Raw genomic sequence first — 25338 nt, forward strand, 5'->3', positions numbered from 1 at the left:
ACGGCGGCTTTTAGACGCGGCGGCGACGCGTGGGGGCCTCGTCCCCGGCTGGCGCGGCTAGTGCAAGCCATTTGATCCGTAACGTCAATACAGGTCGGCTTTTGAGGCGTCGGCTGAGAACAGTTATCCACGATCATCCATCTAAATGCGGCAAAAGAGAATCGCTGATTTCCTCCAACGCACCGACTATGCCTGCCCTAACTTTAATCACCGGAATTCATCGGAGAGAGGGTTCGTGACAGCTGAGGCCGCGCTCGGCGCCGCATCGACCATGGCGATCATCGGCGCGGGACAGGCTGGAGCCGAAGTGGCGACGCTGCTCCGGCAAAGCCGCTTCGAGGGCCGGATTCTTCTGTTTGGCGACGAACCCTATTTGCCCTATCAGCGCCCGCCTTTGTCCAAAGCCTATCTGTCAGGAGAGATCGGCGCCGACGCGCTGATTTACAAGGCCGCCGTGGCCTATGAGAAAGCTGACGTCGAACTGCGACTCGGCCAGCGCGTCAGCGAGATCGACCGCGCGGCGAAGCGCATCCTGCTCGACGGCGGAGAGCCTGTCGCCTACGACCGGCTCGTGCTCGCCACGGGCGGCCGCGCGCGCCAGCTGGCGGTCCCGGGCGCCGAGCTTCGCAATATTTTCTATCTGCGCAATATCGCCGACGTCCAGGCGCTGCAGCCCGAGCTTTTAAGCGGAAGGCGCCTCGTCATCATCGGGGCGGGTTATGTCGGCCTCGAGGTCGCGGCGGTCGCGATCAAGCGCCGCCTCGCGGTCACGGTGCTCGAGGCGATGCCGCGCGTGCTCGCCCGCGTCACCGCGCCCGAGCTCTCGGCCTTTTATGAACGCTTTCATCGGGAGGCCGGCGTGGAGATCAGGACCGGGGTTTCGGTCGCGGGTTTCGCGCCGACTCAAGACGGCGCGCGGGTGAGCGAGGTGCTCTCTGGCGAAGGCGACGCCATCGCGGCCGATCTGGTGCTCGTCGGCATCGGGCTTGTCGCGAATACGGAACTCGCCGAACGCGCCGGGCTCGTCGTCGACGGAGGGATCGTCGTCGACGATCAATCGCGCACGAGCGATCCCGAGATCTACGCGATCGGCGATTGCGCCATACATGCGAACCATGGATTCTTGCGGCGCAAAATCCGCGTCGAATCGGTTCCCAACGCGCTGGAGCAGGCGCGGGCGGCGGCGGCCTCGATCATGGGCAAGCCCTGCGCGCCGGCCGCCGCGCCTTGGTTCTGGTCCGATCAATATGATCTGAAGCTGCAGATGGTTGGCCTGTCCGACGGCTATGAGAAGGTCGTTATTCGCGGCGCACAGGAGAGCGCCTCCTTCATCGCCTTTTACCTCAAGGACGGAACAATCATCGCCGCCGACGCAGTCAACCGGCCAGGCGATTTCATGGCTGCGAAGCGGCTTGTCGGCGAGCGCATGTCGATCGCCGCGGAAAGCCTCGCGGATGAGAATATTTCATTGAAGACGCTGATGGCGACCGGGGCGCGTTGAGCGCTCTGCGCCACGGCTGCGCGCGCTATTCCCCCGCCTTTACGGCGGCGGGCCCGACCATGCGCGAGGGCCGCGTCATGGTCTCGAGCTTCAGGACCTGGCTGAGCTGAGCCTCGGTCAAAAGCCTTTCCTCGAGGACGATCTCGGCCACCGTGCGGCCCTCGTTGAGCGCGCGATGCGCGATGCGCGAGCAGGCCTCGTAGCCGAGCACGGGCGCGAGCGCGGTCACAAGCCCGATGCTGTTCTCGACCAGGCTCAGGCAGCGGCCGCGATCCGCCTCGATGCCGTTCACGCAGCGGCGGGTCAAGGTGTCGATCGCGGCGGTCAATGTGCGCAAAGAGGTGAGGATGCAATAGCCGATCATCGGCCCGAAAGCGTTGAGCTGGAGCTGTCCTGCCTCGGCGCACATGGTCACCGTCAGGTCCTTGCCAATGACGAGATAGGCGACTTGGCTCACGACTTCGGCGATCACCGGATTGACCTTGCCCGGCATGATCGTAGAGCCCGCCTGCATCGGCGGTAGGTGGATCTCGCCAAAGCCCGCGCGCGGCCCGGAGGCGAGCAGGCGCAGATCGTTGCAGATCTTGGATAGCTTGACCGCAATGCGCTTCAACACGCCGGAAAACAAGACGAAGGCGCCCATATCGGAGGTCGCCTCGATGAGATTGGGCGCGAGAACGAGCGGTTGGCCGGATAGGCGAGACAATTCGACCACCGCAAGCGAGGCGTAGCGCGGATCCGCATTGAGGCCGGTGCCGATCGCCGTCGCGCCAAGATTGACCTCGCGGAACAGCGCCGCCGCCTCTTGCAGCCGATCGATGTCCTCCTTGATAGTCGCATGATAGGCGTCGAACTCCTGGCCGAGCGTCATCGGCACGGCGTCCTGCAACTGCGTGCGGCCGATCTTGAGCACGTCGGCGAATTCGACCGCCTTCGCCTTGAACGCGAACGCAAGTTCCTGCAGCGCCTGAACCAGCGGCGCAGAAGCGAAGATCAGGGCGAGGCACAAGGCCGTCGGATAGGCGTCATTGGTGGACTGCGCCATATTGACATCGTCGATGGGGTGAAGAACGGCGTAGTCGCCCTTGCGCTTCCCCATGAGTTCGAGCGCGACATTGGCCACGACCTCATTGGCGTTCATATTGGTCGAAGTGCCGGCCCCGCCTTGCACGGCGTCGACGACGAATTGGCCGAGAAAGCGCTTGTCCTTGACGATGAGGTCGCAGGCGCGCTCGATCGCATCGGCCTTTTCGGCCGGCAATTGGCCGAGGCGGCGATTTGCGCGGGCCGCGGCCTGCTTCACAAGCGCCAAGGCCCGGACGAGATCGGGGAAATGCCCGATCGGGATGCCGGTGATCGGAAAATTCTCGACGGCGCGAAATGTGTGGACGCCCCAATAGGCGTCGGCGGGGATCTCCGCTTCGCCGAGAAGATCATATTCCTTCCGCGTCGCGACGCGCGGGCGTTCGGACGATCGTCCGGCGACGAGCGCGAGATTGACAGGAGCGTCCTCCAGGGCGGGGACGAGCCTTTCGAACGTATTTTCAGCCATGGCGAAATCCATTCCTGCCATCGAGAAGCGGGGCGTCAGGCGCGCAGGCTTGCGCTGGAACTCGTCGCCGCGCATGTGTCTCCAAGGAAACAAAAAAATGCTAAGGAATTGGAAGCGTTGGCGAAACCGCACTCGCGCAAGGCTGAGACCACCTGCCCAACTGGCGCAATCGCGCGAACTGCGCTTCGAGAGTGTGATAAAAGATGGCCGGCCGTGAAAGCTCGCGCATCCGCGTGTTTGGTGCATGAACGCCCGGCTGCGAAAGACATTTGGAGCGCCTTCAATGCAAAGCAGCAAGACTTATCTGTTCCTTTTTGCTGGCGCGATCCTGCTGTCCACGCCGGCGATTTCACAAGACATGATGCGCAATGTCGATCTCGCAAGCCCCATGTTCACCAAAGCCGATATGACGCGAGCGGAGGTCGAGGCCGAGGCTAAGGCGAATGCGGGGCGCGCGCTGGATTTTTCCGGTAAGAGCTTGAATGGCCTTGATCTCTCCGGCCTGGACCTGCGCGGCGCTAATTTTCGCGCCGCCCGGCTGAACAAGGCCAAGCTCGCGGGCGCCAATCTCGACGGTGCGTCCTTCGACCAAGTCTGGGCCTTGGAGGCGGATTTCTCCGGCGCGAGCTTGAAAAAGGCCAGTCTTTTCGCAAGCCAGATGCAAGGCGCGAAATTCGACGGCGCTGATCTTTCGGGCGCGCGCATCGCGGCGGATCTCTCCCGCGCGAGCCTGCGCGGCGCCAAGCTCACTGAGGCCGATCTCGCCGCCGACATGAAGAATCAGTCGATGGGCCTCATGCGCGCGGTGTTCAAATCCGCCGATTTGCGCGACGCCAATTTCGAGAAGGCCAAACTCGGCCGCGCCGATCTGCAATTCGCGAAACTCGCAGGCGCGAATCTCGCCGGCGCCTCGCTCGTTGGCGCCGAGGCGGGCGGCGCTGATTTTCGCGGCGCTAAGCTCGACGGCGCCGATGTCGAGGATCTCGATCTCGCCTCGGCGCGCATCGACGCGGCGCAGGAAAAAGCCTTTGCCCGGGCGAGCAATTTGGCCCGCGCGTTCAAGGAGTGATTGGCGCGACCGAAAGCGGCTATTTCCGCTCCATCGCCTCGCGCAGCGCGGCGCCGAGAGCGCCCTGGGCCACGGAGCTCGGCCGCGCTTGCGGCGCCGGGCGCTTATCCTTCTTGGCGACTTCGCGATTAGAATACGCCGGTGGCCTCACATCTCCGGCGTCGCCGCTGCGCATCGACAACGCGATGCGCTTGCGCTTCAGGTCGACGTCGGCCACGCGCACTTTGACGACGTCGCCGGCTTTCACCACGGCGCTCGGATCTTTGACGAAGCGATCGGCGAGCTGCGAGACATGGACGAGCCCGTCCTGATGCACCCCGATGTCGACGAAGGCGCCGAAATTGGCGACATTGGTGACCGTGCCCTCCAGCGTCATGCCGGGCTTCAGATCCTTGATATCGTCGACGCCGTCGGCGAATGTCGCCGTCTTGAACGCAGGGCGCGGATCGCGGCCGGGCTTTTCGAGCTCGCGCAAAATGTCGCGCACGGTCGGCAGGCCGAAACGCTCGTCGACGAATTTCGCGGGATCGAGCGATTGCAGCGTCGAGGCGTCGCCCATCAGGGCGCGAAGATCGCGGCCGCAGGCTGAGACGATCTTACGGGCGAGGCCATAGGTCTCGGGATGCACCGAGGAGGCGTCGAGCGGCTCGGTTCCATTCGAGATCCGCAAAAATCCGGCGCAAAGCTCGAAGGCGCGAGGGCCGAGACGCGGCACGCCGAGCAGGTCGCGTCGGTTGGCGAAAGGTCCTTGCGAGTCGCGACGAATGACGATGGCGTCGGCCAGAGACGCGGTGAGCCCGGAGATGCGCGACAACAGCGAGGCCGAGGCCGTGTTGAGATCGACGCCGACGGCGTTGACCGCGTCCTCGACCACCGCGTCGAGGGCGCGGGCGAGGCGGGCCTGATTGACGTCATGCTGATATTGGCCGACGCCGATCGCTTTAGGCTCGATCTTGACGAGTTCCGCTAGCGGGTCTTGCAGCCGGCGCGCGATCGACGCCGCGCCGCGCAATGAAACGTCGAGATCCGGCATTTCGGCGGCCGCCTTGGCCGAAGCGGAATAGACCGACGCCCCGGCCTCGCTCACGACCACTTTGATGGGGCGTGGGACGGGCAGGGCGGCGATGACGTCCGCCGCCAGCCGGTCGGTTTCGCGGCTCGCCGTCCCATTGCCGATCGCGATCAGCTCGACGCCATGCTTTTTGATCAGCCGGACGAGCTCGGCGGCTGCGCCGGCGAGGTCGTTGCGCGGCTGAAACGGATAGACAGTCGCGGTTTCGAGCAGCTTGCCGGTTCCATCGACGACCGCGACCTTGACTCCCGTGCGGATGCCGGGATCGAGCCCCATGGTCGGCCTCGGGCCTGCCGGCGCGGCGAGTAGCAAGTCCTTGAGATTGCGGGCGAAGACTTGGATGGCCTCGGCCTCGGCGCACTCGCGAAGCTCATTCATCAGATCGAGCGTCAAATGAAGCGAAAGCTTGGTCCTCCAGGCGAAGCGGACGACATCGAGAAGATAGGCGTCGCCCGCGCCATTGGAGGCTATTTTGTAATGGGCGGCGATTGTCTGCTCGACCGGCTTCAGAGCCGAAGCGTTTTCGGCGTCGATTTCGATGTCGAGCGACAGAATGTCTTCATTGCGGCCGCGCAGCATGGCGAGCGCGCGATGGCTCGGCGTCGTCGAAAAGCGCTCGCGATGATCGAAATAATCGGAGAATTTCGCGCCCGCCTCTTCCTTGCCTTCGACGACGCGCGCCCGCAGCATGGCGTTGGCTTTGACATAGGTCCGCAGCGCGCCGACGAGATCCGCGTTTTCGGAGAATGTCTCGGCCAGAATGTCACGTGCGCCGTCCAGTGCGGTTTTGATGTCGGGGACGGCTTCGGAAATATAGGATTTCGCGAGCGCGGCGGGATCGGCGGCGCGGTCAGCGAGGATGGCGTCCGCCAAAGGCTGAAGCCCGCGCTCGCGGGCGATTTCGGCGCGGGTGCGGCGCTTCGGCCGAAACGGCAAGTAGAGATCTTCGAGCTCGGCCTTGGTCGCGGCCGCCGCGATTTTCGCCGCAAGCGGGTCCGTCAGCTTGCCTTGGCCCTGGATCGTCTCGAGAACGCTGGCGCGCCGCGCCTCGAGGTCGCGCAAATAGGACAGCCTCTCCTCGAGCAGGCGAAGCTGCGAATCGTCGAGCCCGCCTGTCGCCTCCTTGCGGTAGCGCGCAATGAAGGGAACCGTCGCGCCCTCGTCGAGGAGATCGACCGCCGCCTTCACCTGCTCGCGCCGAGCCTGAATTTCGGAGGCGATCGCTTGAAGGATTCGGTCGGGGGCAGGGGTCATTCGAGTCTCGCTCGCGTGATTCGGGGTCGCGACCATAGGTGAGGCGGCGCAAAAATCCAAGAATGAGCGCCTTCGCACGCCCGCCTTGCGCTTGCGCTCCGCCGCACTATAGTGCGCGCCATTCGCGACGCGCGGCGGCGACGGAGACCGCTCGATCAAGGGTCCCATTAAAGGCGCCGAGGGCGGCTCCCAGAGCCCGCTCGCGCGAAGATCCGGAGGGGTGGCCGAGTGGTTGAAGGCGCACGCCTGGAAAGTGTGTATACGGGAAACCGTATCGCGGGTTCGAATCCCGCTCCCTCCGCCAAACCCGCCATTATGCGCTATGGCGCGATATTTCACGCCATAGTTACGCAAACACCGTCGTTTTCCGCATGGATGCACGATGAGCGCGGTTTGGAAGACCTGTCTGGAGTGGACCCAACTCGGACCTTACGCAGGTCCCTAACGGATGCAAACGACAGCTCAGCGTGTCGGTCATGCGGGGACAAAGCCGACGTTGGATCATGCCAGCATCCGACCCATGCTGGCATGATGTCAGTTCGGTGAATTCTCGAAATCCGCCAGAACGCCCATTGCTTCCGCTATACGCCGCATATCTTCTTTTTCAAGCTTGCGCTTCGGACCGCGCATCACGATGCCCCAATTGGAAACGTGATCTTGGGTCAGTTGGAGGTAGTTCAGAAGCGGTTTGATCGGAGCGGGCCTGGCGTCCGTCAGGTAGTCCACATCGACACGATACGGATTAAAGTCCATCGCCTGCTCGGCCCGGTAAGGCGCATCTGACGTCACTCGCCCGATTGTCGTGAACGCCTGCACCGTCTCGCCTTCCCCCATGCCTTCGCGCGGGGAGTAGTAGACGATCCAGTCGCCCTTCCTGAGAGACTTCACCGCAATATGCTTGCCGTGCCCGAGCTGTGCAAAGCCGCCGTCGCGTCCGCTGCGGGCGTGTTCTGCCGATGCGACACCCATCCAGAACACCACGGCTCAGACCGTCTCTTGCACGGTATGCGCAGTGATCGTGTAGCCAAACGGATCCTGGAAGGCGAAATAGCGCCCGAACGGCCCATCTTTCGGCGGGAAGGCAATCGGCACGTCGCGTGAGGCGAGGTGGTCGTGCAAGGCGTCGGCATCGTCGCAGCCGAACCAGATGGCGATACCATGGCCGAGTATGTCGACAGGTTCGAGATCGACGACGGGCGCGCGCACGGCGAAGGGGATAGGCTTGGTGTCGAAAACCACCGCTCCGGGCGGACCATTCGGGACCGCAGTCAATCCGACGACCTTGGTATAGAACGTGCGAGCCGCATCGAGGTCGGCGACCTGGATGCCGATGAAGTCGGGTCCGATGAGGCGCGGCATTCTGGTTGTCCTTTCAGAGGGAAGATGCTAATGTCAGGTACCTGATATAATATATTTTAAGCCCCCTGACATGACAAGCCCCAAGACGACATCGATCCCCGTAGACCAACCCTTCTTGCCACATGAGACGCTCGGCTATGCGCTGAAGCGCGCGCAGCAGGCGATGCGCCTGCATATGGACCGGCAGTTGAAGGAGATCGGGCTGAACGCGCCACAATACAACGTGTTGGTGAGCCTCGAAGCCGAACCGGGTGCCTCGAACGCAAGGCTGGCGCGTCGGGCGTTTGTGACCCCGCAGACCATGCAGGCCATGCTGGTGAAGCTCGAACAGTCAGGTTTGATCGAGCGCAGCCCGGATGCGGAGCATGGACGCATCCAGCGAACCGAGTTGACGGAGGAAGGGCGGGCGTCACTGGCGCAAGCTCACCTGGCCGCTCAGAAATCGGAACGGCTGGCGCGTGAGGCTTCGACTCCAGATGCCATCGAGATGCTCACGAGAGTTGCGGAGGCGCTTGCGTAGCCGCACCAACTTCCTCCGTGCGGCGTTAGAGGGCTATAGCGTAGACGTAGTGCTCATCATCATCGGGCACGGCCCGCCAATTATGATCTTTGAGAGATCGTCTCGTTTCGGTCGGCTCCGGGCCTATCCATCAGGCGCATGGCGCATTGGGGCGCGGCCGTTTGGGGCTTTGGTCCGATTTTTTGGTCGGACCTAACCGCGCAAGGTTCGGCGCGAGCGCATGGGTGCGCGCCCTTAAAATATCGGCCAGCGCCTGCCGGTCCTTGAGATGCGCGATCTCGTCGAAGGGGATCGGCGCGCCGATCGCGACCCGGAGAGTCGCGCCGATCCGGGTCTTCACTTCATGAAAAATCAGCGAGATGCGCAGCGTTTCGCTGACATGGCTCGCGATCTGGAACAGCCGGCTATTTTGACCATCGAACCAAATCGGCGCGACCGTCGCTTTCGACTTCTGGATCAGCTGCGCGACAAAGGGCTGCCACCGGGCGTCGACGGCGGGGCGCCGGCCCATCCTGTCCGGCGCCGTCGACACCGCCCCGGCCGGAAATACGATCACAGCGCCGCCTTTGCCCAACTGGACGCGCGCGGCTGCGCGCGACGCGAGATTGGTCTCGAGAGAGCTGGGCGACGCGCTGAAATCGATCGGCAGGATGAAATCGCGCACTTCCTCGGCGCGCATGAGAACGGCGTGAGTGATGACCAGAAAGTCGGGCCGCACTTTTTGGATCAGCCAGGAAATCACGATCCCATCGAGCACCCCATAAGGATGGTTCGCGACGACGACGAGCGGGCCCTTGCGCGGCAATCGAGCCAGCGCGCACTGGTCGAAACGAATGTCGAGCGCCAAGGACCGCACGGCGGCGGCCCAGAAGCTTTCGTTCGAGCGAGGATTGCGCCGATTGGCGAGATATAGGCGTTTTAGGGTGGGCTGGCCCGTTGCGCGCTCGACAAAACGGATCAGCCGACGCTTGAATGGGGAGTCGGTTGGCGCAGCATAGCTGAACAGATAATCGTCCGTTGTAGGCGGACAATCCGTGGCTGTGATTGGCTTATGATCGGATCGGCCGCCTGCTCTCGCCATGGGATTTTCGCTGTCCATTGGCCAAAGATAAGAAATCACGGCAAGCGCATCAGCGCCTGTCCTACTCTTATGGTCGCGCCTTCACGAACTGCCTCGCATAACGTGAATCCGTCGGGCGCAAAGACAATAATCGTCGACCCATGCTGAAACCAGCCCATTTCCTCGCCCTTGCGAAAAGCAACATCACAGGAAATTGTGCGGGTCTCGCGGCGATTAAGCTCTAGCCATTCCTCGAGAAAAGGCAGCCTGATTCCGGCGACGAGAATGGCGGCGACCGGCGCCAAGGTAACGACATGGCCGCTCGCCGCGAGCCTGGTCCGCAGCACCGCGCGCTCGTTCTTGCAGAAGAGCTTGTCGACGCGCTTGAGCGCTACCGGATTGACGTTCCAGACATCGCCCGGAACATAGGCGACCTGTTCGACGCGGCAATCATGCGGCGCATGAAAATGATGATACATGCTGGACATCAGCCGGAGCGTGACATAGCAGCCGTTGCGATAGAGATCTACAAGCTTAGGATCGACAAGAAACTCTGGCAATGTGTATGTAGATCCTTTGATCTGCATGAGCTCAACGCCGTTGATCGCGCCGCAGGCCCCGACGATCGCGTCGCAGGGGCTGACGAGCGTTTGCGGATCGGCGTCGATCGGACGGGCGCCGTCCTTGAGCTCCCGAATGAAGCAATCATGCATGCTCTTGAAATGGGTCTTCTTCGCTTCGCTCAGATCCAGATCGGCGAAGAGGCGCCATACGCCAATCGAGGCGTCGCGCACGAGCGGTTGCTCGATCCTGCTGAACCAGCCCATGAAACGCGTCGCAAGGCGCCGCGGAATTCGGTTGCTCAGCAGAAAATTGAGATCCTCTTGCTGGGTTAGTCGTGCAATAAGAGATCGAATGCTCATCTGCTTGTGTTTCGCCTCAATGGATCTCGACTAGATGGAATCACGCTATACACTAATCGCGCTTACCGCGCTCGGCGCGACGGCGCTCACGGCGGCGGTTGTGAAGCTCAAGACCAGGCTCGATCTGTCGCGCGCCAAACACCGGTCGCTGACCGGCCATTCGCGCATGGCGCGCCGAGTGGCTTCTCTGGCGCCATTCTACGAGTATGACGACGAGCGCTTCTTTTGTTGCGACGACGCGCCCGAAGACGTCGCGGCGAAGAGGCGCGCTGGCTTCGCGCGACTCGCGCGCTTGTCGCAGGAGCGATGCGCCAAGACGAACCTGCTGACGGATGAAGTCAAGGACTCCATCTCCGACGTGCAATTCACCGACGCCTATCGTGCGCCGTTCCAGTTCAGTCGCTATGTCCGCGACCATATCAAATCGGGCGTATTTCTTCTCTCGTCCTCCGGCGTGACGTTGATCGATCTCGACGGCAACCGGTTCTACGATTTGACCGGCTCCTACGGAGTCAATGTTTTCGGCTACGACTTTTACAAGGATTGCATCGCTAAAGGCGCGCAGCGGGTCAGCGAACTCGGCCCTGTGCTCGGGGCCTATCATCCCACGATCGCCTATAATGTGAAGCGGCTTAAAGAGATTTCTGGTCTTGACGAAGTCTCCTTCCACATGTCTGGCACCGAGGCCGTGATGCAAGCTGTGCGGCTTGCGCGCTACCATACGCGTCGGTCCCATCTCGTCCGCTTTTGCGGCGCCTATCACGGTTGGTGGGGGGATGTTCAGCCTGGCGTCGGCAACCCGACGCCGGCCCATGAAACCTACACCTTGAAGGACATGTCGGAAGAAGCGTTGCGCGTGCTGCGCACGCGCCGCGACATCGCCTGCGTGCTTGTCAATCCGCTGCAGGCGCTGCATCCCAACGCTGGCGCGCCGTCCGATTCCTCATTGGTGGATAGTTCCCGCAGCGCGCATTTCGACAAGCACGCCTACGCCGAGTGGCTGAAGCAGCTCCGCTCCGTCTGCACCGAGCGTCGAATCATCTTGATCTTCGACGAGGTCTTCGTCGGCTTTCGCCTCGCGCTCGGCGGCGCTCAGGACTATTTCGGCGTTCGCGCCGATATTGTGACTTATGGCAAAACCTTGGGCGGCGGCCTGCCGGTGGGCGTGGTTTGCGGCCGCAAGGATTTGATGAAGCGTTACCGCGACGATCGTCCGGCCGATATCTGCTTTGCTAGAGGAACATTCAATTCTCACCCTTATGTCATGGGCGCGATGCACGAGTTCCTGGAACGAATCGATCGACCGGAGATGGGGGAACTCTATAGCGATCTCGACGCGAAATGGAATGATCGGGCCGATCGGCTCAACGGCCGGCTACGCGAGCAAGGACTGCCGGTTCAGGTCGCCAACATTTCCTCCATTTGGACGATCTATTACACGCAGCCGTCGCGTTATAATTGGATGTTGCAATATTATTTGCGCACGGAAGGTTTGGCCTTGAGCTGGATTGGCACGGGGCGAATTATCTTCAGTCTGAACTACACAGAGACTGATTTCGACGCCGTCGCGGATCGCTTCGTCGCCGCCGCCATGACGATGCGGCAGGATGGCTGGTGGTGGTCGGATGGGCGGACCACAAATAAATCGATCAAAAGGCAAATTCTGCGCGAGATGATCGCCAGCCGCTTCGCCTAAAGGAAGAGTTTCGCCAATCCCGGGCTTAACGCGCCGGGATTGGCGGGACTGCTGTTGCTCAGACGTGTTGCTCCGGGGCCGTCTGCGTATCGAAAAGCTCACCGCGCAGCAGATAGAGCGGCGCCATGTGGTAGAGCTTGATGTCATGATAAGGATCGGTCAGGATCTTGGTCATCCATACAAGTCCGGTCTGAACATCCCTGATGATGAACAGGTGGACGGTGCGGAAGATAAGCCCGCCAGCCGCGATGGCGAGCCATATCAGCCCCATCTGACGGATGAACTCGCCCGTGTTAGCGGCGGGCGTGAAGATGCCGAACAGACTGGAGTTGAAATAGAGCACGATGGGCGAGGCCGCCCAAATCGCCATCAAGACGACCTTGCGCTGCAAATTGTAGCCGACTTTAACGGCTTCCTTATATTCGTGCGTCGCGTGATTGACCTCGTCATAGCCTTTCGGCTCGAAGAAGAAATGTCCGACTTGCCGGGTCACCATCGCCGCAAGCCAACCCGCGAGCGCGGCTGCGACCGGATTCGTGAAGATCAGCACATAGGCGCAGAGGAAGCTCATCGCGCTGAAGAGATGGAGCGACTGGTTGATCCGGCTGTGATGATAGTAGCGATGATCGTCCCACCGCTGGGTTCTGAGGTCCTGCAGAAATTCGTTCATTTCCTCCCCGCTTCAATGCTTATGAGGCCACGTTCGATTTTTTACGCATTAAATGTGACAGTTGGGAAACAATCACATTAAACACACCACGGGTTTGCGAATCCCGCCGATCGCACTCAAGAGAAAAAGGCGAGAGTGAAACGGCGGACGGCAGTGGCGGCTGTCGTCCGTCCGGACGATGAACTCATCCGGCGGCGTGAGCCTCCAAACGCTGATCTGGCGCTGCAGAGGTTTTCACTTTCCCGAAGCGAATGAGCGAGAAATGGCCGAAGGGCGGCATGGATCTGCGCTCGATGACGCGCACGGCGTCACGTCCTTCGACCCAGCGCTCATAGCGCGTCCAGGGGAACTCGAGCCGCCAGCCCAGAAAGCGGGTCAGCGGCGTAAGCCATTGCTCGATCACGCGACGAGGTCCCTTGTCCGCGCCGACACGGCTGACCAGCACGATCTCGCCGCCGGGCTTGAGAACGCGCATAAATTCGTCGAGCGTGCCTTCCGGATTGGGAACGGTCGTGACCACGAGCTGGGCGACGATCACGTCGAAGGAATTGTCTGGAAAAGCCATGTGCTCGGCATCCATGACGGAGAGGCCTTCCACATTGTTGAGGCCCAGTTCAGCGATCTTCTCCTGAGCCTTGCGCAACATGGGCTCCGACAGATCGACGCCGACGAGACGGGTGGATCGAGAATAGTCGGGGAATGAAATGCCCGTGCCGACGCCGACTTCGAGGACGCGTCCGCCGACCCGCTCGGCCGCTTCTGCGGCGGCGCGGCGCGCGCGAGAAAATAAGGCCCCGAAGACGAAATCATAAAACGGCGCCCAACGCGCATAGGCCTTCTCGATTACTTCATTGCTGAATTCCGTCCCCATTATTCCTCCATCTCCCCATATTTCGGGGACGAAGCCAGTCCGTCCGCAATCGGCCGGTTCGTGGCGCCTATCAAACGATGCGTGGCTTGCGCGTCCGGCCGATCACGACCTGGTTAATGTGCCGGATGAACTGGCGGGCGCTGTTTTCCCAGGAGCGGGTCAGGGCGAAGGCGCGGCAAGCCTCGCGCGAGACGCGCAGCGCGCCAAGGCAGGCCGCGCGCAGATCCTCGCTCAGAACGCCGATCGGATTATTGCCGATGACGTCAGCTGGGCCGGTCACCGGAAAGGCGGCGATCGGAACGCCGCTCGCGAGAGCTTCGAGCTGCACGATGCCGAATGTGTCGGTCCGGCTCGGAAAAACGAATGCGTCCGCCGCAGCTAAATGCTCGGCCAATTTCGGGTTTTCCAGGAGGCCAAGAAATTTCGCCTCGGGAAAGCGGCGGCGCAATTCGGCTTCCTGCGGCCCCTCGCCAATAACCACTTTGGTCCCCGGCAAATCGAGCGAAAGAAAAGCCTCGAGGTTCTTTTCGACGGCGATCCGGCCGACGCTCACGAAGATCGGCCGCGGAAAGCCGAGGTCGATGGCATGGGCGGGATTGAATGCGTCAGTGTCGACGCCGCGAGTCCACATCCCGAGATTCTTGAACTTGCGTCGCGTGAGTTCCGTCATCAGGGAGGGGGTCGACACCATGGTGACGGTGGCCGCCGAATGGAAATGGCGCAGCACCGCATAGGACCAGTCGTCTGGTATAGGCAGGCGCGCCGAGATATATTCCGGAAACCGCGTCGTATAGCTCGTCGTGAACGGCAGGCCGTGCTTCACGCAATAGGCCCGCACGACATGGCCTATCGGGCCCTCCGTCGCGATATGAATCGCGTCCGGCTCCGCATTTTCAATGCGCTGCGCGATCTCGCGGCGTCCGGGAAGGGCTAACCGGAGGTTTGGATCCGTGGGAATCGGAAAGGAAGGAAATCCCTCGGGCGACAGGAAATCGATGGTCACGCCGAGATTGCGCGCGCTGCGGGCGAGCGCCGTCAGGGTCCGCACCACGCCGTTGACCTGGGGATGCCAGGCGTCTGTTGCGATCAGCACTCTCATCAGCGGGCGCGCGCCATTGCCAAGATTTCCCCCATAGTTCGGATCGCGTTGGGACGCAGCCGAGAAGCATTCTCAAAAGAGCGTCCCGGCTCGCCGAGAAAAGAAACGCGGAGCCGAAAATGTAGGGAGGCGGATTAAGCGTCCGCGAGCCTTCGTCTCCGAGCAACAGGCGACACTAATTGCAACTTCATATTTCAACCGTATGACGATGTGGGCGTCCTCGAGCGGGGGGAGGCGCGCCGCTGTTACAGACAAAGGCGGTCGAGACGAATGACCGTCTACATTGCATTAACGGATAGAGCCGGAATGGAACTGACGAATCGAATCGGCGGCCTTCTGCCGTTTCGCCATGGGCGCAGGCGCGTACTTATATAGGCCAAGGCCGCCGCGACCTCATAACGCCCGGTGTGAAAGCTTTCGTGTCAAAAATAGCCAAATTTTATTGAATTCAATAGATTGCGTTGGATTACACAGTTTTCACGGGGGAGCCGCAAGACGTGTCCCTTCATGCGAACAACATCCTCAGGAAAATTGCGTCTGGATTTCATCGTCTCGCCTCCGCCTCTTCAAAATTTTTCAGCTTAGGCAAATTTCAAAAGAGTCCAGGCAAGACCGAAGTCCGAATGAAATTGCAGAATGGTTCTGGATTCAGACTACTTTGGATGAGGGCGATGGGGCGTCATAGCGGCCGAAAGCATATCGAACGGCAAAGCCCGCTATCGTCGGCCTCGGCGCGGCTGGTTTCCATCGACGGCCGGCCTGAGGTCCGCCGTTTGGCGCGAACGATTTCCCTGGCCCTCGGTTTTCGCTTCATAGGCGCGATGACGCCGATTGCGCTGCTTTGTCGGCAGCCGGCGCTCGCCGCAACGGAGACCGGCGCTCTGTTTCGGAGCAACGACGTGGGGACAATTTCCCTGATTTTTGGTCTCGGCCTGGTCTCGACTCTGACGGCGCTCGTCTATCTGGTCGGACGCCGGCGCTGGATTAGGCGCCAGGCGGCGCTAGAGCGCGAGATCGCCGCCCTGCGCGCGAAGCTCGACCGCGCCGAGCTTCTTTTCGCCGCCGAGGCGCAGATCGTCATGGCCTGGGCCGGCTCGGACGCCGATCCCGCCGTCGAAGGAGATTTCTCGCTGGTCGCCGCTGGGTCGAGTCCACGGCGAATAACGGCCTTCGGGTCCTGGCTGCCGCCCGAGCAGGCGCAATCCATCGAGACCTGCGTCAGCCGGCTGCGCGAATGCGGCGAGGCGTTCAGGCGCGCCGTCGTAGGCCTGTCGGGGCGCCATCTCGAGGTCGAGGGGCGTCCAATCAATGGCCTCGCCGTGATGCGGATCAGAGACGTCTCGCAAGAGCGTCAGGAAATCGTTGGCCTGCATGACCTTCACGCCCGCACTCTCGGAGAGCTCCAGGCTCTGTGGACCCTGCTCGATGCGATCCCAAATCCTGCCTGGGTGCGCGACGCCGAGGGACGGTTGAGCTGGGTCAACGCCGCCTATGCGCGCGCCGTCGAGACCAGAGACCCAGCGGCCGCGGTCGCGGGAGGCGTCGAATTGCTTGAAAGCCCCGCGCGCGACGCCAGCGCGGACGCCCGTGCGAGCGGCGCCGTTTGGCGTGGGCGCGCGCCTGCCGTCGTCGTCGGGGAGCGCCGCGTTTTCGACATCGTGGATGCTCCGGCCGGGGGGGCTTCGGTCGGAATGGCGATGGACATTTCGGATATCGAGGCGATGCGCGCCGCCCTCGATCGCGAGAGGCAGGCCCATGCCGGCACGCTCGATCAGCTTTCGACGGCGGTGGTGATTTTCGATCGCGCCAAGCGACTCGTCTTTCACAACGCCGCGTATCGCCAGCTTTGGGGGCTCGACGCTGCATGGCTCGAGCAGCGACCGACGGATTCCGAGATCATCGATCGCTTGCGCGCCGCCGGCCTCTTGCCGGAACAGGCGGATTTTCGAACCTGGAAAGCCAGCCTTCTCGCCGCTTATCAATCACTGGAGACCGAAGAGCAAGCCTGGTATCTGCCCGACGGGCGCACCTTGCGAATCGTCATTAACCCCAATCCGCAAGGCGGCGTCACCTATCTGTTCGATGACGTCACTGAACGGTTCCATCTCGAATCGCAATTCAACGCTCTCATCCGGGTGCAGGGCGAAACGCTCGACGCTCTCAAGGAGGGCGTCGCGGTCTTTGGCAGCGACGGCCGTCTGAAGCTCTATAATCCTGCCTTCATGCGCATGTGGACCCTCGATCCGGCGCAAGTCGAGGACCGGCCGCATATCGATCGCGTCGCTCGGGTTTGCGCGCCGGGCTTCTCCGACGAGGGCGCTTGGGGTGAACTCCGCGCCGTCGTCGCCGGGCTGCAGGATCTGCGCGTCGGCTTTGAACGCCGCCTTTCGCGCCTGGACGGCTCCGTGTTCGATTGCGCCGCCGCGCCGCTTCCCGACGGCGCGACGCTCTTGACCTTCACCGACGCAACCGCCGGCGTCAATGTCGAGCGGGCCTTGATGGAACGCAACCAAGCGCTGCTCGACGCCGAGAAGCTGCGCAATGATTTCGTTCATCACGTCTCCTACGAACTGCGCTCGCCGCTGACCAATATCATCGGATTCATCCAGCTCCTGGGCGATCCGGCGGTTGGTCCGCTCAACGCGAAGCAGCTCGAATATGCCGGCTACGTCATGAAATCATCATCGGCGCTGCTCGCCATCATCAACGACATCCTCGATCTCGCTTCGATCGACGCCGACGCGATGGAATTATCTCTGGAGGAGGTCGACATCGCTCAGACCATGCAGGCGGCGGCGGAAGGCGTGCAAGACCGGCTCGATGATTCGGATCTGACGCTGCGGGTCGTCGCCCCAGACGGGCTCGGCTCGTTCGTGGCCGATAGGACGCGCATTCGGCAAATTCTCTTCAATCTGCTCTCTAACGCGATTGGCTTTTCCGCGCCCGGCCAAATGGTCGAGCTCGCCGCCGCGCGAAAAGGCGGCGAGGTGATCTTCAAGGTCAGCGATCGCGGGCGCGGCATTCCTGCCGAACTCATCGAGCATGTCTTCGAACGCTTCAAAACGCATACGGCGGGGTCGCGCCACCGCGGGGTGGGGCTCGGCCTATCGATCGTCCGCTCTTTCGTCGAGCTCCATGGCGGAGTCATCGTGATCGATTCGGTTTTGGGCGAAGGCACGACCGTGGCTTGCATCTTCCCGTCGGAAGGTGTGAAGCTGGAGCCATTGCAGTCCGCCTAGAGCGGGTGAGGAACAGTGGAAACCGGTTTTCCGCCTGGATCTCGCTCGGGGCTATCAGAATCGATCCCAATGATTTTGGATCAACGCGATCCAAAATCATTGGGATTTAAGGAGCATAAGCGCAATGGCCGGTGACGCGCCTCGGCAAGCCCCGACCGAATCGATCTGGGCTCGAGAGCTCGACGACGAATCCGCCGTTCTCGCGCTCGCCAAGGACGTTGCGGAACTGGTCGAGCCAGGCGATCTCGTGACTCTGTCGGGCGACCTCGGCTCCGGCAAGACGACTTTCGCGCGCGCCCTCATCCGCTTGCTTGTTGGCGAGCCCGATCTCGAGGTTCCGAGTCCGAGCTTCGTCCTGGTGCAAGCCTATGAGGGCGGCGCCTATCCGATCGTCCATGCCGATTTCTTTCGGATCAAGAACGCCGACGAGCTCGTCGAGCTCGGTTGGGACGAGGCCTGCGATGGCGCGCTCGTTCTCGTCGAATGGCCCGAGCGCGCCCAATCGGCGCTGAAGCTGGATCGACTCGACATCAGCTTCGCGATCGACCGCGAGCGCGGCCCCAATTTTCGCGCCGCCGCCCTGACCGGTTTCGGCGCTTTCGCCGCGCGACTCGCCAAGGCCAAGGCCGTTCATGGAATTTTGGCCCGCAGCGGGTGGAGCCGCGCAAGGCGTCTTTTCATGCAGGGCGACGCGTCGACGCGCGCCTATGAGCGCCTCGTCCGTCCGGACGGCCTAAGCGCAGTTTTGATGATCTCGCCGCCGCGTCCGGACGGCCCGCCGCTGCGCTATGGCAAGCCCTATAGCGCGATCGCCAAGCTCGCGGAGGACATCAGGCCTTTCCTTGCGATCGACCAGGGCCTGCGCCGGCAAGGCTTCTCCGCGCCTCAAATCATCGCCTATGACATCGACGCGGGCCTCGCCATCCTCGAGGATCTCGGCGACCAACCGATCGTCGGCCCCGACGGCGTCAATCAAGAGCGCTACGCATGGGCTGCGACAGCGCTCGCCGCCTTGCATCGCGCCGATCTGCCCGAGAGCTTGCCGCTCGAGGACGATACCTATCGGATTCCGAGCTATGACCTGGACGCGCTCGCCATTGAGATCGAGCTGCTGCTCGATTGGTATGCGCCCCATGTGGCCGGCGCGCAGATTGCGTCCGGCGCCAAGGCGAATTTCGTCAATCTGTGGCGCAAGGCGCTCCAGGACATCGTGGCGGCGCGCGCGACCTGGACGCTACGCGACTATCATTCGCCGAACCTTATTTGGCTGTCCGATCGCGAGGGCGTCGGCAAGATCGGCATGCTCGACTTCCAGGATTGCGTCCTCGGCCATCCCGCCTATGACGTGGCCTCGCTCCTGCAAGACGCCCGCATCGACGTCCCGGATCTGATCGAGCTGAAGCTGCTCAGCCATTACGCGCGGCTGCGCCGCGAGGCCGACGCCGAGTTCGACATGGCCGAATTCGCCCGCGCCTATGCGGTTTTGGGCGCCCAGAGGGCCACGAAAATCCTCGGCATTTTCACGCGCCTCGATCGCAGGGATCACAAGCCGGATTATCTCCGTCATTTGCCCCGCGTCGAAAAATATCTGGCGAAAGATCTCAGCCATCCGGTTTTGGCGGATCTCAAGATCTGGTATGAGACCCATCTGCCGCGGATCTTCGGCCCCGCGTCCTGACCGGAGCTCGATCGACCTCGCGATGTCATCTTTCACGCCCGCCAAAGCCATGTTGTTCGCGGCCGGCCTCGGCGCGCGAATGCGCCCGCTGACCGATCGGATCCCGAAGCCACTCATCAAAGTCGCCGGCAAGGCGATGATCGACCATATGCTCGACCGTTTCGCGACGGCGGGGGTCGAGACCGCAATCGTCAACGTCCATCATCTCGCCGATCAGATCGAAACCCATCTCGCCGACCGGCATGTCCCGAATATAGTGATTTCCGACGAGCGCCGGAAGCTGCTCGATCAGGGCGGCGGGATCAGCAAGGTCTTGCCGTTGCTCGGACTCGATCCCTTTTTCATCTGCAACACCGACGCCTTTTGGGTCGAGGGCCCGAGGGAGAATCTGCGCCGGTTGGCCGCCGCCTGGAACCCCGAGACGATGGACATTCTCCTCCTCGTCGCCGCCACGACGGCGAGCGTGGGGGTCGATTGGCCGGGAGATTTCCTCCTCTCGCCCGACGGCCGTCTGAGCAAGCGGCCCGAGCGCGAGGTGGCCCCTTTCGTCTATACCGGCGTCGGCATCCTCAAGCCCGAGCTTTTCGCGCGTGAAACCCGCGAGGTATATGGCCTCGCACCGTTTTTCTTCGAGGCGGCCGCGAGGGGCAGGCTCTATGGCCAGCGGCTCGACGGGCTTTGGCTCCATGTCGGCGTCCCCCAGGCGATCGAAGAGGCCGAGCGGATGATTATGCGCAGCGTGCTGTGAAGGGGGTAGACCCCTGTTCCTACATGGATGGGCGATGCAGGCGTAGGAGGACGTGGATTTTCCCCGATTGCACGCCATGAGATCAATTTTCGTTCATGAGTTGTTCTTGCATGGAGAGGGAGTCTCGGCTAAGTTCCGGCATGGCTGAAACGGAGGCTCGGCCTGAGGGGGCGTCATGGTCGTTAGGGTCGCGACGGTCGCATTCGAGGGGATCGAGGCGCGGCCCGTCGACGTGCAAGTGCAGATCGCCAATGGCAATGTCGTCTTCACCGTCGTCGGGCTCGGCGACAAGGCCGTGGCCGAATCGCGTGAGCGCGTTCGCGCCGCCCTGAACGCATCCGGCCTCGCCCTGCCGGCTAAGCGAATCACCGTCAATCTCGCCCCGGCGGATCTGCCGAAGGAGGGCAGCCATTACGATCTGCCCATCGCGCTCGGCGTCATGGCCGCAATCGGCGCCATTCCTCCCGACGCTTTGCTGAATTACACGGTTCTGGGCGAGCTCGCCCTCGACGGCACGATCACGGCCGTCGCCGGCGTCCTTCCCGCAGCAATGGCCGCCAATTCACGCGGGCATGGCCTGATCTGCCCACATGACAGCGGCGCCGAAGCCGCCTGGGCCGGCCAGGACATTGACGTGCTCGCGCCGATTTCCTTGATCCAGCTCGTCAATCATTTCAAAGGAACGCAGGTGATGGCGCGGCCGCGACCGGCCATGCGGGGCGAGCCGGCCGCGCTTCTCGATCTGCGCGACGTGAAGGGCCAGGAAAGTGCGAAACGCGCGCTCGAGATCGCCGCGGCCGGCGGCCATAATCTGCTCTTGAACGGCCCGCCAGGCGCAGGCAAGTCCATGCTCGCCGCTAGGCTGCCGTCGATCCTGCCGCCGCTGTCGCCGCGCGAGCTTCTCGAGGTCTCGCTCATTCATTCGGTCGCCGGCGACCTCGCGGGCGGCGCGCTGACCGACCGTCGGCCGTTTCGCGCGCCGCATCATTCCGCCTCCATGGCCGCCCTGGTCGGCGGCGGAACGCGCGCGCGTCCTGGCGAAATCTCTCTGGCGCATCACGGCGTTCTTTTTCTCGACGAGCTGCCGGAATTTCAGCCGCAGGTCCTCGACAGCCTGCGCCAGCCGTTGGAGACCGGCGAGGTCTCCATCGCCCGGGCCAATCACCGCATCGTCTATCCAGCGCGGTTTCAGCTCGTCGCAGCGATGAATCCGTGTCGATGTGGTCATGCGACGGCGCCAGGCTTCGCTTGCAACCGCCAGCCGAACGCCCGCTGCATCGCGCAATATCAGGCTCGGCTCTCTGGGCCCTTGCTCGATCGAATCGATCTTCATGTCGAAGCGCCCGCCGTCACCGCGGCGGATTTGATGTTGCCGCCGCCCGCGGAAGGCTCGAAGGAGGTGGGAGCCCGCGTCGCCGCCGCGCGGGAGATCCAGCTTCGCCGCTACGCCGGCCTCGGGCTTCCCGGCGTTCTGTCCAATGCGGCCGCCCCTTCGGCGGTGATCGAAGCGGCGGCGCAGCCCGATTCGAGCGGCCTCGCTCTTGTGAGAGAGGCGTCCGACCGTCTTCATCTCTCGGCTCGCGGCTTTCACCGCGTGCTGAAGCTCGCGCGTACGATCGCCGATCTCGACGGCGCGGAGAAGGTCGGAAGCCTTCATATCGCCGAAGCGCTTTCTTACCGGGTCGACGTGACGAGACAGGCGCGCGCGGCGTGACCGGGAGGCATTGATCCGGAGGTTTTTGCCGCGCCGCGTCGCGGCGGGCTTTCGCTGCGCTGCAATATCGTTTATTTTTCTGCAGGCGCATCTGCGTCCGCGATCGAACCGGCCGGAGACGAACAATCGAAAGCGCTGCACCCTCGACCGCCGGCGTGAGAGCCTGGGCCGACGCCCGCTCCGATGCGAAAAGTTTTCGCCACTGGCTTGTCGCGAAAGCCCTGCCTCTTTGGGCGACCGTCGGCTTCGATTCCGAGCATGGACGGTTCCATGAGCGCCTGTCCTGGACGGCGGAGCCCGTTCTTTCGGCGCCGCGGCGGGCGATGGTTCAGGCGCGCCAGATCTATGTTTATGCTCATGCGGCGCTGCTCGGCTGGTTTCCTGAAGGAAAGCCGCTCGCCGAGGCCGCCATGCGCTCGCTTCTGCGGGATTTTCCAGACGGCTCAATCGCCTCGGACGGATTCGCCTTTTCGATCAATGGCGACGGCGCCGTCGTCTCTCCCGCGCGCGACGCCTATGCGCATGCGTTCATTCTCTTCGCGCTCGCTTGGCTCCATCGCCTGAATGGCGATCCTCAACTCATCCTTCGCGCCGATGAAACGATCGCCTTCATCGACGCGAAGCTCATCGATCCCATCCATGGAGGGCTATACGATAGCGCCCCCGTCGTCGATCGCATTAAGCGACAAAATCCCCATATGCATCTTTTGGAGGCCTATCTGGCCCTTGAGGCGGCCGCTCCCGGCCGAGGCTATTTGGAGCGTGCGAAAAGCCTCGTTGAAATGTTCAAAGCTCGCTTTTTTCGCGCCGAGCCGGGCGTTCTTCTCGAATATTTCGCGGAAGATTGGAGCGACCATCCAGACCCTCTAAAGCGACGCGTTTTCGAACCCGGCCATCATTTCGAATGGGTGTGGCTGCTGCGCGAGTTCGAAAAATTCTCGGGTGAGGATCTCGGCTTTTGGATCGATCGATTGGCCGTCAGCGCCCAAGCGAACGGATTTTGCGGGAGGGGGCTCATATTCGATGAAGTCGCATCGGACATGAAAGTCGTCAAAGATTCCCATCGGATCTGGCCGCATGCCGAAGGCGCCAAAGCGGCGGTCGCTTTGCAAGACGGAGGAGACGAAAGCGCGCCGCGCCTGGCGTCGACGACGATCCGCGCCTTGCTCGACCATTTCCTCGACAGGCCTTTCGAGGGCGGTTGGATCGACCATATCGGCGCCGACGGGCGGCCGTTGGTCGATTACGCGCCGGCGAGCTCGCTTTATCACCTCTTCTTAGCCGGGACGGAAGCGGCGCGGTGTTTTCCACCCGAGGACAAGGCGAAGCATGATCTCTCACGTATATCCTGAGCACAATTGGCATAGGGATAGTCCACCTTGGAGTGCTGACCGCAACGCTGCATGCCAAAGTCGAATTGATCTATTCATCGAGGCGATGTTAATGCGATATCGTCACAGTCGCGCGATGATTTTGCATTGGCGAAAGCTGGATATTTACGCTAAATTGTCACGAATTCGAATTATCACTTGGTCGGCAGGCCGCAATCCTTATGCAATCCGGCTTCGCCCGCAGTGTTTTTGGCTTCTGAATCGGATCTCGGCGTGCTGAATTTTCTTGACCGTTTCGCGAAAGCTCGCGTCGCCGTCATCGGCGATCTGATCGTCGATTGCTATCTTCATGGCGACGTCAGCCGCATCTCGCCCGAGGCGCCGGTGCCCGTCGTGCGCTCCTTGTCGGAAAAGCTCGTGCCTGGCGGCGCTGCTAATGTGGTCGCCAATCTCGCCGCGCTCGGCGTGGGCGTTCAGGTCGTCGGCCTGACCGGCCTGGACGAAGCGCGTGAGCAATTGATCAGCCGCTTGCACGATCATGGCCGGATCGACATGTCTGGCTTGATCAGCGTCGCCGGCCGGCCGACCACGCGAAAGCTCAGGGTGCTCGGGGCCCATCAGCAAATCATTCGGATCGATCACGAGGACGCCTCGCCCTTCGAGCGCGCCGTCGAAGATCAGGTCATCGATCGCGCCTTCGCGGCGATCGACGCGTCGGACGTGGTCATCCTGTCCGATTATGGCAAAGGCGTCCTTGCGGATCGGGTCCTGGCGGCGATCTTCGGACGCTGTCGGGCGGCGAATAAGCGGGTGCTGCTTGATCCCAAGCGGACCGAGCTATCCGGCTATCGCGGCGCGTCGATCCTCACCCCGAACCGGAAGGAATTGACGGCCGCGACCGGACTGCCTTGCGAGACGGATGAGGAGGCGGCCGTCGCGGCGGCCCGCGCGCGCGAAATCTCGGGCGCCGATATATTGCTGACTCGTTCTGAAAAGGGCATGTCCTTCTTCGCGGCGGAAGGGACGCCGATCCATCTCGCCACCGTGGCGCAGGACGTGTTCGACGTGTCCGGCGCCGGCGACACGGTGATCGCCGTCCTGGCGGCCTCGCTCGCGGCGGAGCTTTCGATGCGCGACGCCATGAAACTGGCCAATCACGCCGCGGGAATCGTCGTTGCGAAGGTCGGCACGGCGGTCGTCACGCCGGAAGAGCTCTATGCCTCCTTGGCGTCGGAAATGACGTCTGCCTCGATCAATGACGGCCGTCATGTCGATCTTGCCGAAGCCGTCGCGCTGCGATGGGCCTGGGCGCGGGAGAAGCTGACGGTCGGTGTCGCCAATGGCTGCTTCGATCTTTTGCATCCCGGCCATGTCTCGCTGATTCGGCAAGCCGCCGAGGCCTGCGATCGCCTGATCATGGCGCTGAATTCCGACTCCTCCGTGCGCCGTCTGAAAGGCCCGTCGCGCCCGGTGCAGGATGAAAAAGCTCGTGCCGTGGTCATGGGCGCGATCAAAGGCGTGTCGGCCGTCGTCCTTTTCGACGAGGATACGCCGCTTCAACTGCTCGAAGCCTTGCAGCCGGATGTTTTGGTGAAAGGCGCCGACTACACGGAAGACAAGGTTGTCGGCGCGGATATTGTGCGGGCGCGTGGCGGCCGGGTCGTGCTCGCGGAGCTTGCGCAGGGCCATTCCACATCCAATTTGATCAAAGCCTCGGAAAAGCGGCATCCGGCCGCGTCAAGACTCGACTCCGCGCCGAGTTTCGGCGTGGTCGCAGGCGAACCGGACGGCGATGCGCGGCGGGATCGGGCTCAGACGCCTTGATTGTCACAGCGCCAAGCGGCGCGACCGCCAATGTCAGACCCACGCCGACGCTCGCGCCGCCGCCTCCAAGTGCGATTCCCATTCGAGACCGCTGCGCCGACGTTTGGAAGGCAGATTGCCGAAGCATCCCGAGCCAGCTTGTAGGGGCGCGAGATCAG

Annotated in this window: 19 protein-coding genes and 1 tRNA gene; 11 read left to right on the forward strand and 9 right to left on the reverse strand. The window is 62.5% G+C overall.

Annotation, left to right across the window (positions count from 1 at the left end; translation table 11 throughout):
- The first annotated feature begins 235 nt into the window (after positions 1–235).
- On the forward strand, positions 236–1501 hold the full coding sequence (locus METAC_RS0105460; RefSeq protein ID WP_026606242.1) for an NAD(P)/FAD-dependent oxidoreductase: 1266 nt from the start codon (positions 236–238) through the stop codon (positions 1499–1501).
- 25 nt (positions 1502–1526) lie between these two features.
- On the opposite strand, the gene METAC_RS22480 is transcribed toward METAC_RS0105460, so the two are convergent.
- Positions 1527–3128 carry an aspartate ammonia-lyase gene (locus tag METAC_RS22480; RefSeq protein ID WP_245257422.1) on the reverse strand — a complete coding sequence of 534 codons (1602 nt, stop codon included), beginning with the start codon at positions 3126–3128 and terminating at the stop codon, positions 1527–1529.
- Between the two features lie 208 nt (positions 3129–3336).
- Between METAC_RS22480 and METAC_RS0105470 the strand changes: the two genes are divergently transcribed.
- Positions 3337–4122 carry a pentapeptide repeat-containing protein gene (locus tag METAC_RS0105470; RefSeq protein ID WP_026606243.1) on the forward strand — a complete coding sequence of 262 codons (786 nt, stop codon included), beginning with the start codon at positions 3337–3339 and terminating at the stop codon, positions 4120–4122.
- A gap of 19 nt (positions 4123–4141) precedes the next feature.
- Here METAC_RS0105470 and METAC_RS0105475 read toward each other — a convergent pair whose 3' ends face one another.
- The gene (locus METAC_RS0105475) at positions 4142–6448 is read right to left on the reverse strand and encodes a Tex family protein (protein WP_026606244.1); all 2307 of its coding nucleotides are present in this window, start codon (positions 6446–6448) and stop codon (positions 4142–4144) included.
- A gap of 214 nt (positions 6449–6662) precedes the next feature.
- Here METAC_RS0105475 and METAC_RS0105480 point away from each other — a divergent pair.
- Positions 6663–6752: transfer RNA gene (locus METAC_RS0105480), tRNA-Ser, on the forward strand.
- A gap of 230 nt (positions 6753–6982) precedes the next feature.
- Here the strand turns inward: METAC_RS0105480 and METAC_RS0105485 are convergent.
- The gene (locus METAC_RS0105485; RefSeq protein ID WP_051335403.1) at positions 6983–7417 is read right to left on the reverse strand and encodes an EVE domain-containing protein; all 435 of its coding nucleotides are present in this window, start codon (positions 7415–7417) and stop codon (positions 6983–6985) included.
- A gap of 15 nt (positions 7418–7432) precedes the next feature.
- A complete protein-coding gene (locus METAC_RS0105490; protein WP_026606246.1) occupies positions 7433–7807 on the reverse strand; it encodes a VOC family protein in 375 nt (124 codons plus the stop codon).
- A gap of 70 nt (positions 7808–7877) precedes the next feature.
- On the opposite strand from METAC_RS0105490, the gene METAC_RS0105495 reads away from it, so the two are divergent.
- Positions 7878–8327: a MarR family winged helix-turn-helix transcriptional regulator gene (locus METAC_RS0105495; RefSeq protein WP_036255314.1), complete on the forward strand. Its 450-nt coding sequence runs from the start codon at positions 7878–7880 to the stop codon at positions 8325–8327.
- 130 nt (positions 8328–8457) lie between these two features.
- Here the strand turns inward: METAC_RS0105495 and METAC_RS22485 are convergent, their stop codons facing one another.
- Positions 8458–9408, reverse strand: coding sequence for a lysophospholipid acyltransferase family protein (locus METAC_RS22485; RefSeq protein WP_198017171.1), 951 nt, complete (start codon positions 9406–9408; stop codon positions 8458–8460).
- Between the two features lie 35 nt (positions 9409–9443).
- Entirely contained in the window at positions 9444–10310 is an 867-nt protein-coding gene (gene asd / locus METAC_RS0105505) for an archaetidylserine decarboxylase (protein WP_026606248.1), read from the reverse strand.
- A 34-nt stretch (positions 10311–10344) separates the two neighbouring features.
- On the opposite strand from asd, the gene METAC_RS0105510 reads away from it, so the two are divergent.
- Complete coding sequence (locus METAC_RS0105510) at positions 10345–12006, forward strand: aminotransferase class III-fold pyridoxal phosphate-dependent enzyme (RefSeq protein ID WP_026606249.1); 1662 nt, start codon at positions 10345–10347, stop codon at positions 12004–12006.
- Positions 12007–12064: 58 nt separating this feature from the next.
- On the opposite strand, the gene METAC_RS0105515 is transcribed toward METAC_RS0105510, so the two are convergent.
- The 3 genes from METAC_RS0105515 to METAC_RS22490 form a co-directional block, all read right to left on the reverse strand.
- Positions 12065–12676, reverse strand: coding sequence for a hypothetical protein (locus tag METAC_RS0105515; RefSeq protein WP_026606250.1), 612 nt, complete (start codon positions 12674–12676; stop codon positions 12065–12067).
- Positions 12677–12860: 184 nt separating this feature from the next.
- Positions 12861–13547 carry a class I SAM-dependent methyltransferase gene (locus METAC_RS0105520; protein WP_026606251.1) on the reverse strand — a complete coding sequence of 229 codons (687 nt, stop codon included), beginning with the start codon at positions 13545–13547 and terminating at the stop codon, positions 12861–12863.
- A gap of 70 nt (positions 13548–13617) precedes the next feature.
- Complete coding sequence (locus METAC_RS22490; protein WP_036255316.1) at positions 13618–14646, reverse strand: glycosyltransferase family 4 protein; 1029 nt, start codon at positions 14644–14646, stop codon at positions 13618–13620.
- 671 nt (positions 14647–15317) lie between these two features.
- Between METAC_RS22490 and METAC_RS22495 the strand changes: the two genes are divergently transcribed.
- The 6 genes from METAC_RS22495 to rfaE1 all read left to right on the forward strand — a co-directional run bounded on the left by METAC_RS22495 (position 15318) and on the right by rfaE1 (position 25180).
- Complete coding sequence (locus METAC_RS22495; RefSeq protein ID WP_084143915.1) at positions 15318–17885, forward strand: sensor histidine kinase; 2568 nt, start codon at positions 15318–15320, stop codon at positions 17883–17885.
- 124 nt (positions 17886–18009) lie between these two features.
- Positions 18010–19563, forward strand: a complete 1554-nt coding sequence (gene tsaE / locus METAC_RS0105535; RefSeq protein ID WP_026606252.1) for a tRNA (adenosine(37)-N6)-threonylcarbamoyltransferase complex ATPase subunit type 1 TsaE — start codon at positions 18010–18012, stop codon at positions 19561–19563.
- A 22-nt stretch (positions 19564–19585) separates the two neighbouring features.
- Complete coding sequence (locus METAC_RS0105540; RefSeq protein ID WP_036256036.1) at positions 19586–20311, forward strand: nucleotidyltransferase family protein; 726 nt, start codon at positions 19586–19588, stop codon at positions 20309–20311.
- A 175-nt stretch (positions 20312–20486) separates the two neighbouring features.
- Entirely contained in the window at positions 20487–22025 is a 1539-nt protein-coding gene (locus METAC_RS0105545; protein WP_026606254.1) for a YifB family Mg chelatase-like AAA ATPase, read from the forward strand.
- Between the two features lie 155 nt (positions 22026–22180).
- Complete coding sequence (locus METAC_RS22500) at positions 22181–23377, forward strand: AGE family epimerase/isomerase (protein WP_051335405.1); 1197 nt, start codon at positions 22181–22183, stop codon at positions 23375–23377.
- 252 nt (positions 23378–23629) lie between these two features.
- Positions 23630–25180 (forward strand): D-glycero-beta-D-manno-heptose-7-phosphate kinase, encoded by a 1551-nt coding sequence (gene rfaE1 / locus METAC_RS22505; RefSeq protein WP_245257423.1) that lies wholly within the window; start codon positions 23630–23632, stop codon positions 25178–25180.
- The last annotated feature ends 158 nt before the right edge of the window (positions 25181–25338 follow it).

The sequence above is a fragment of the Methylocapsa acidiphila B2 genome, assembly GCF_000427445.1.
GTDB classification, from domain to species: Bacteria; Pseudomonadota; Alphaproteobacteria; order Rhizobiales; family Beijerinckiaceae; genus Methylocapsa; species Methylocapsa acidiphila.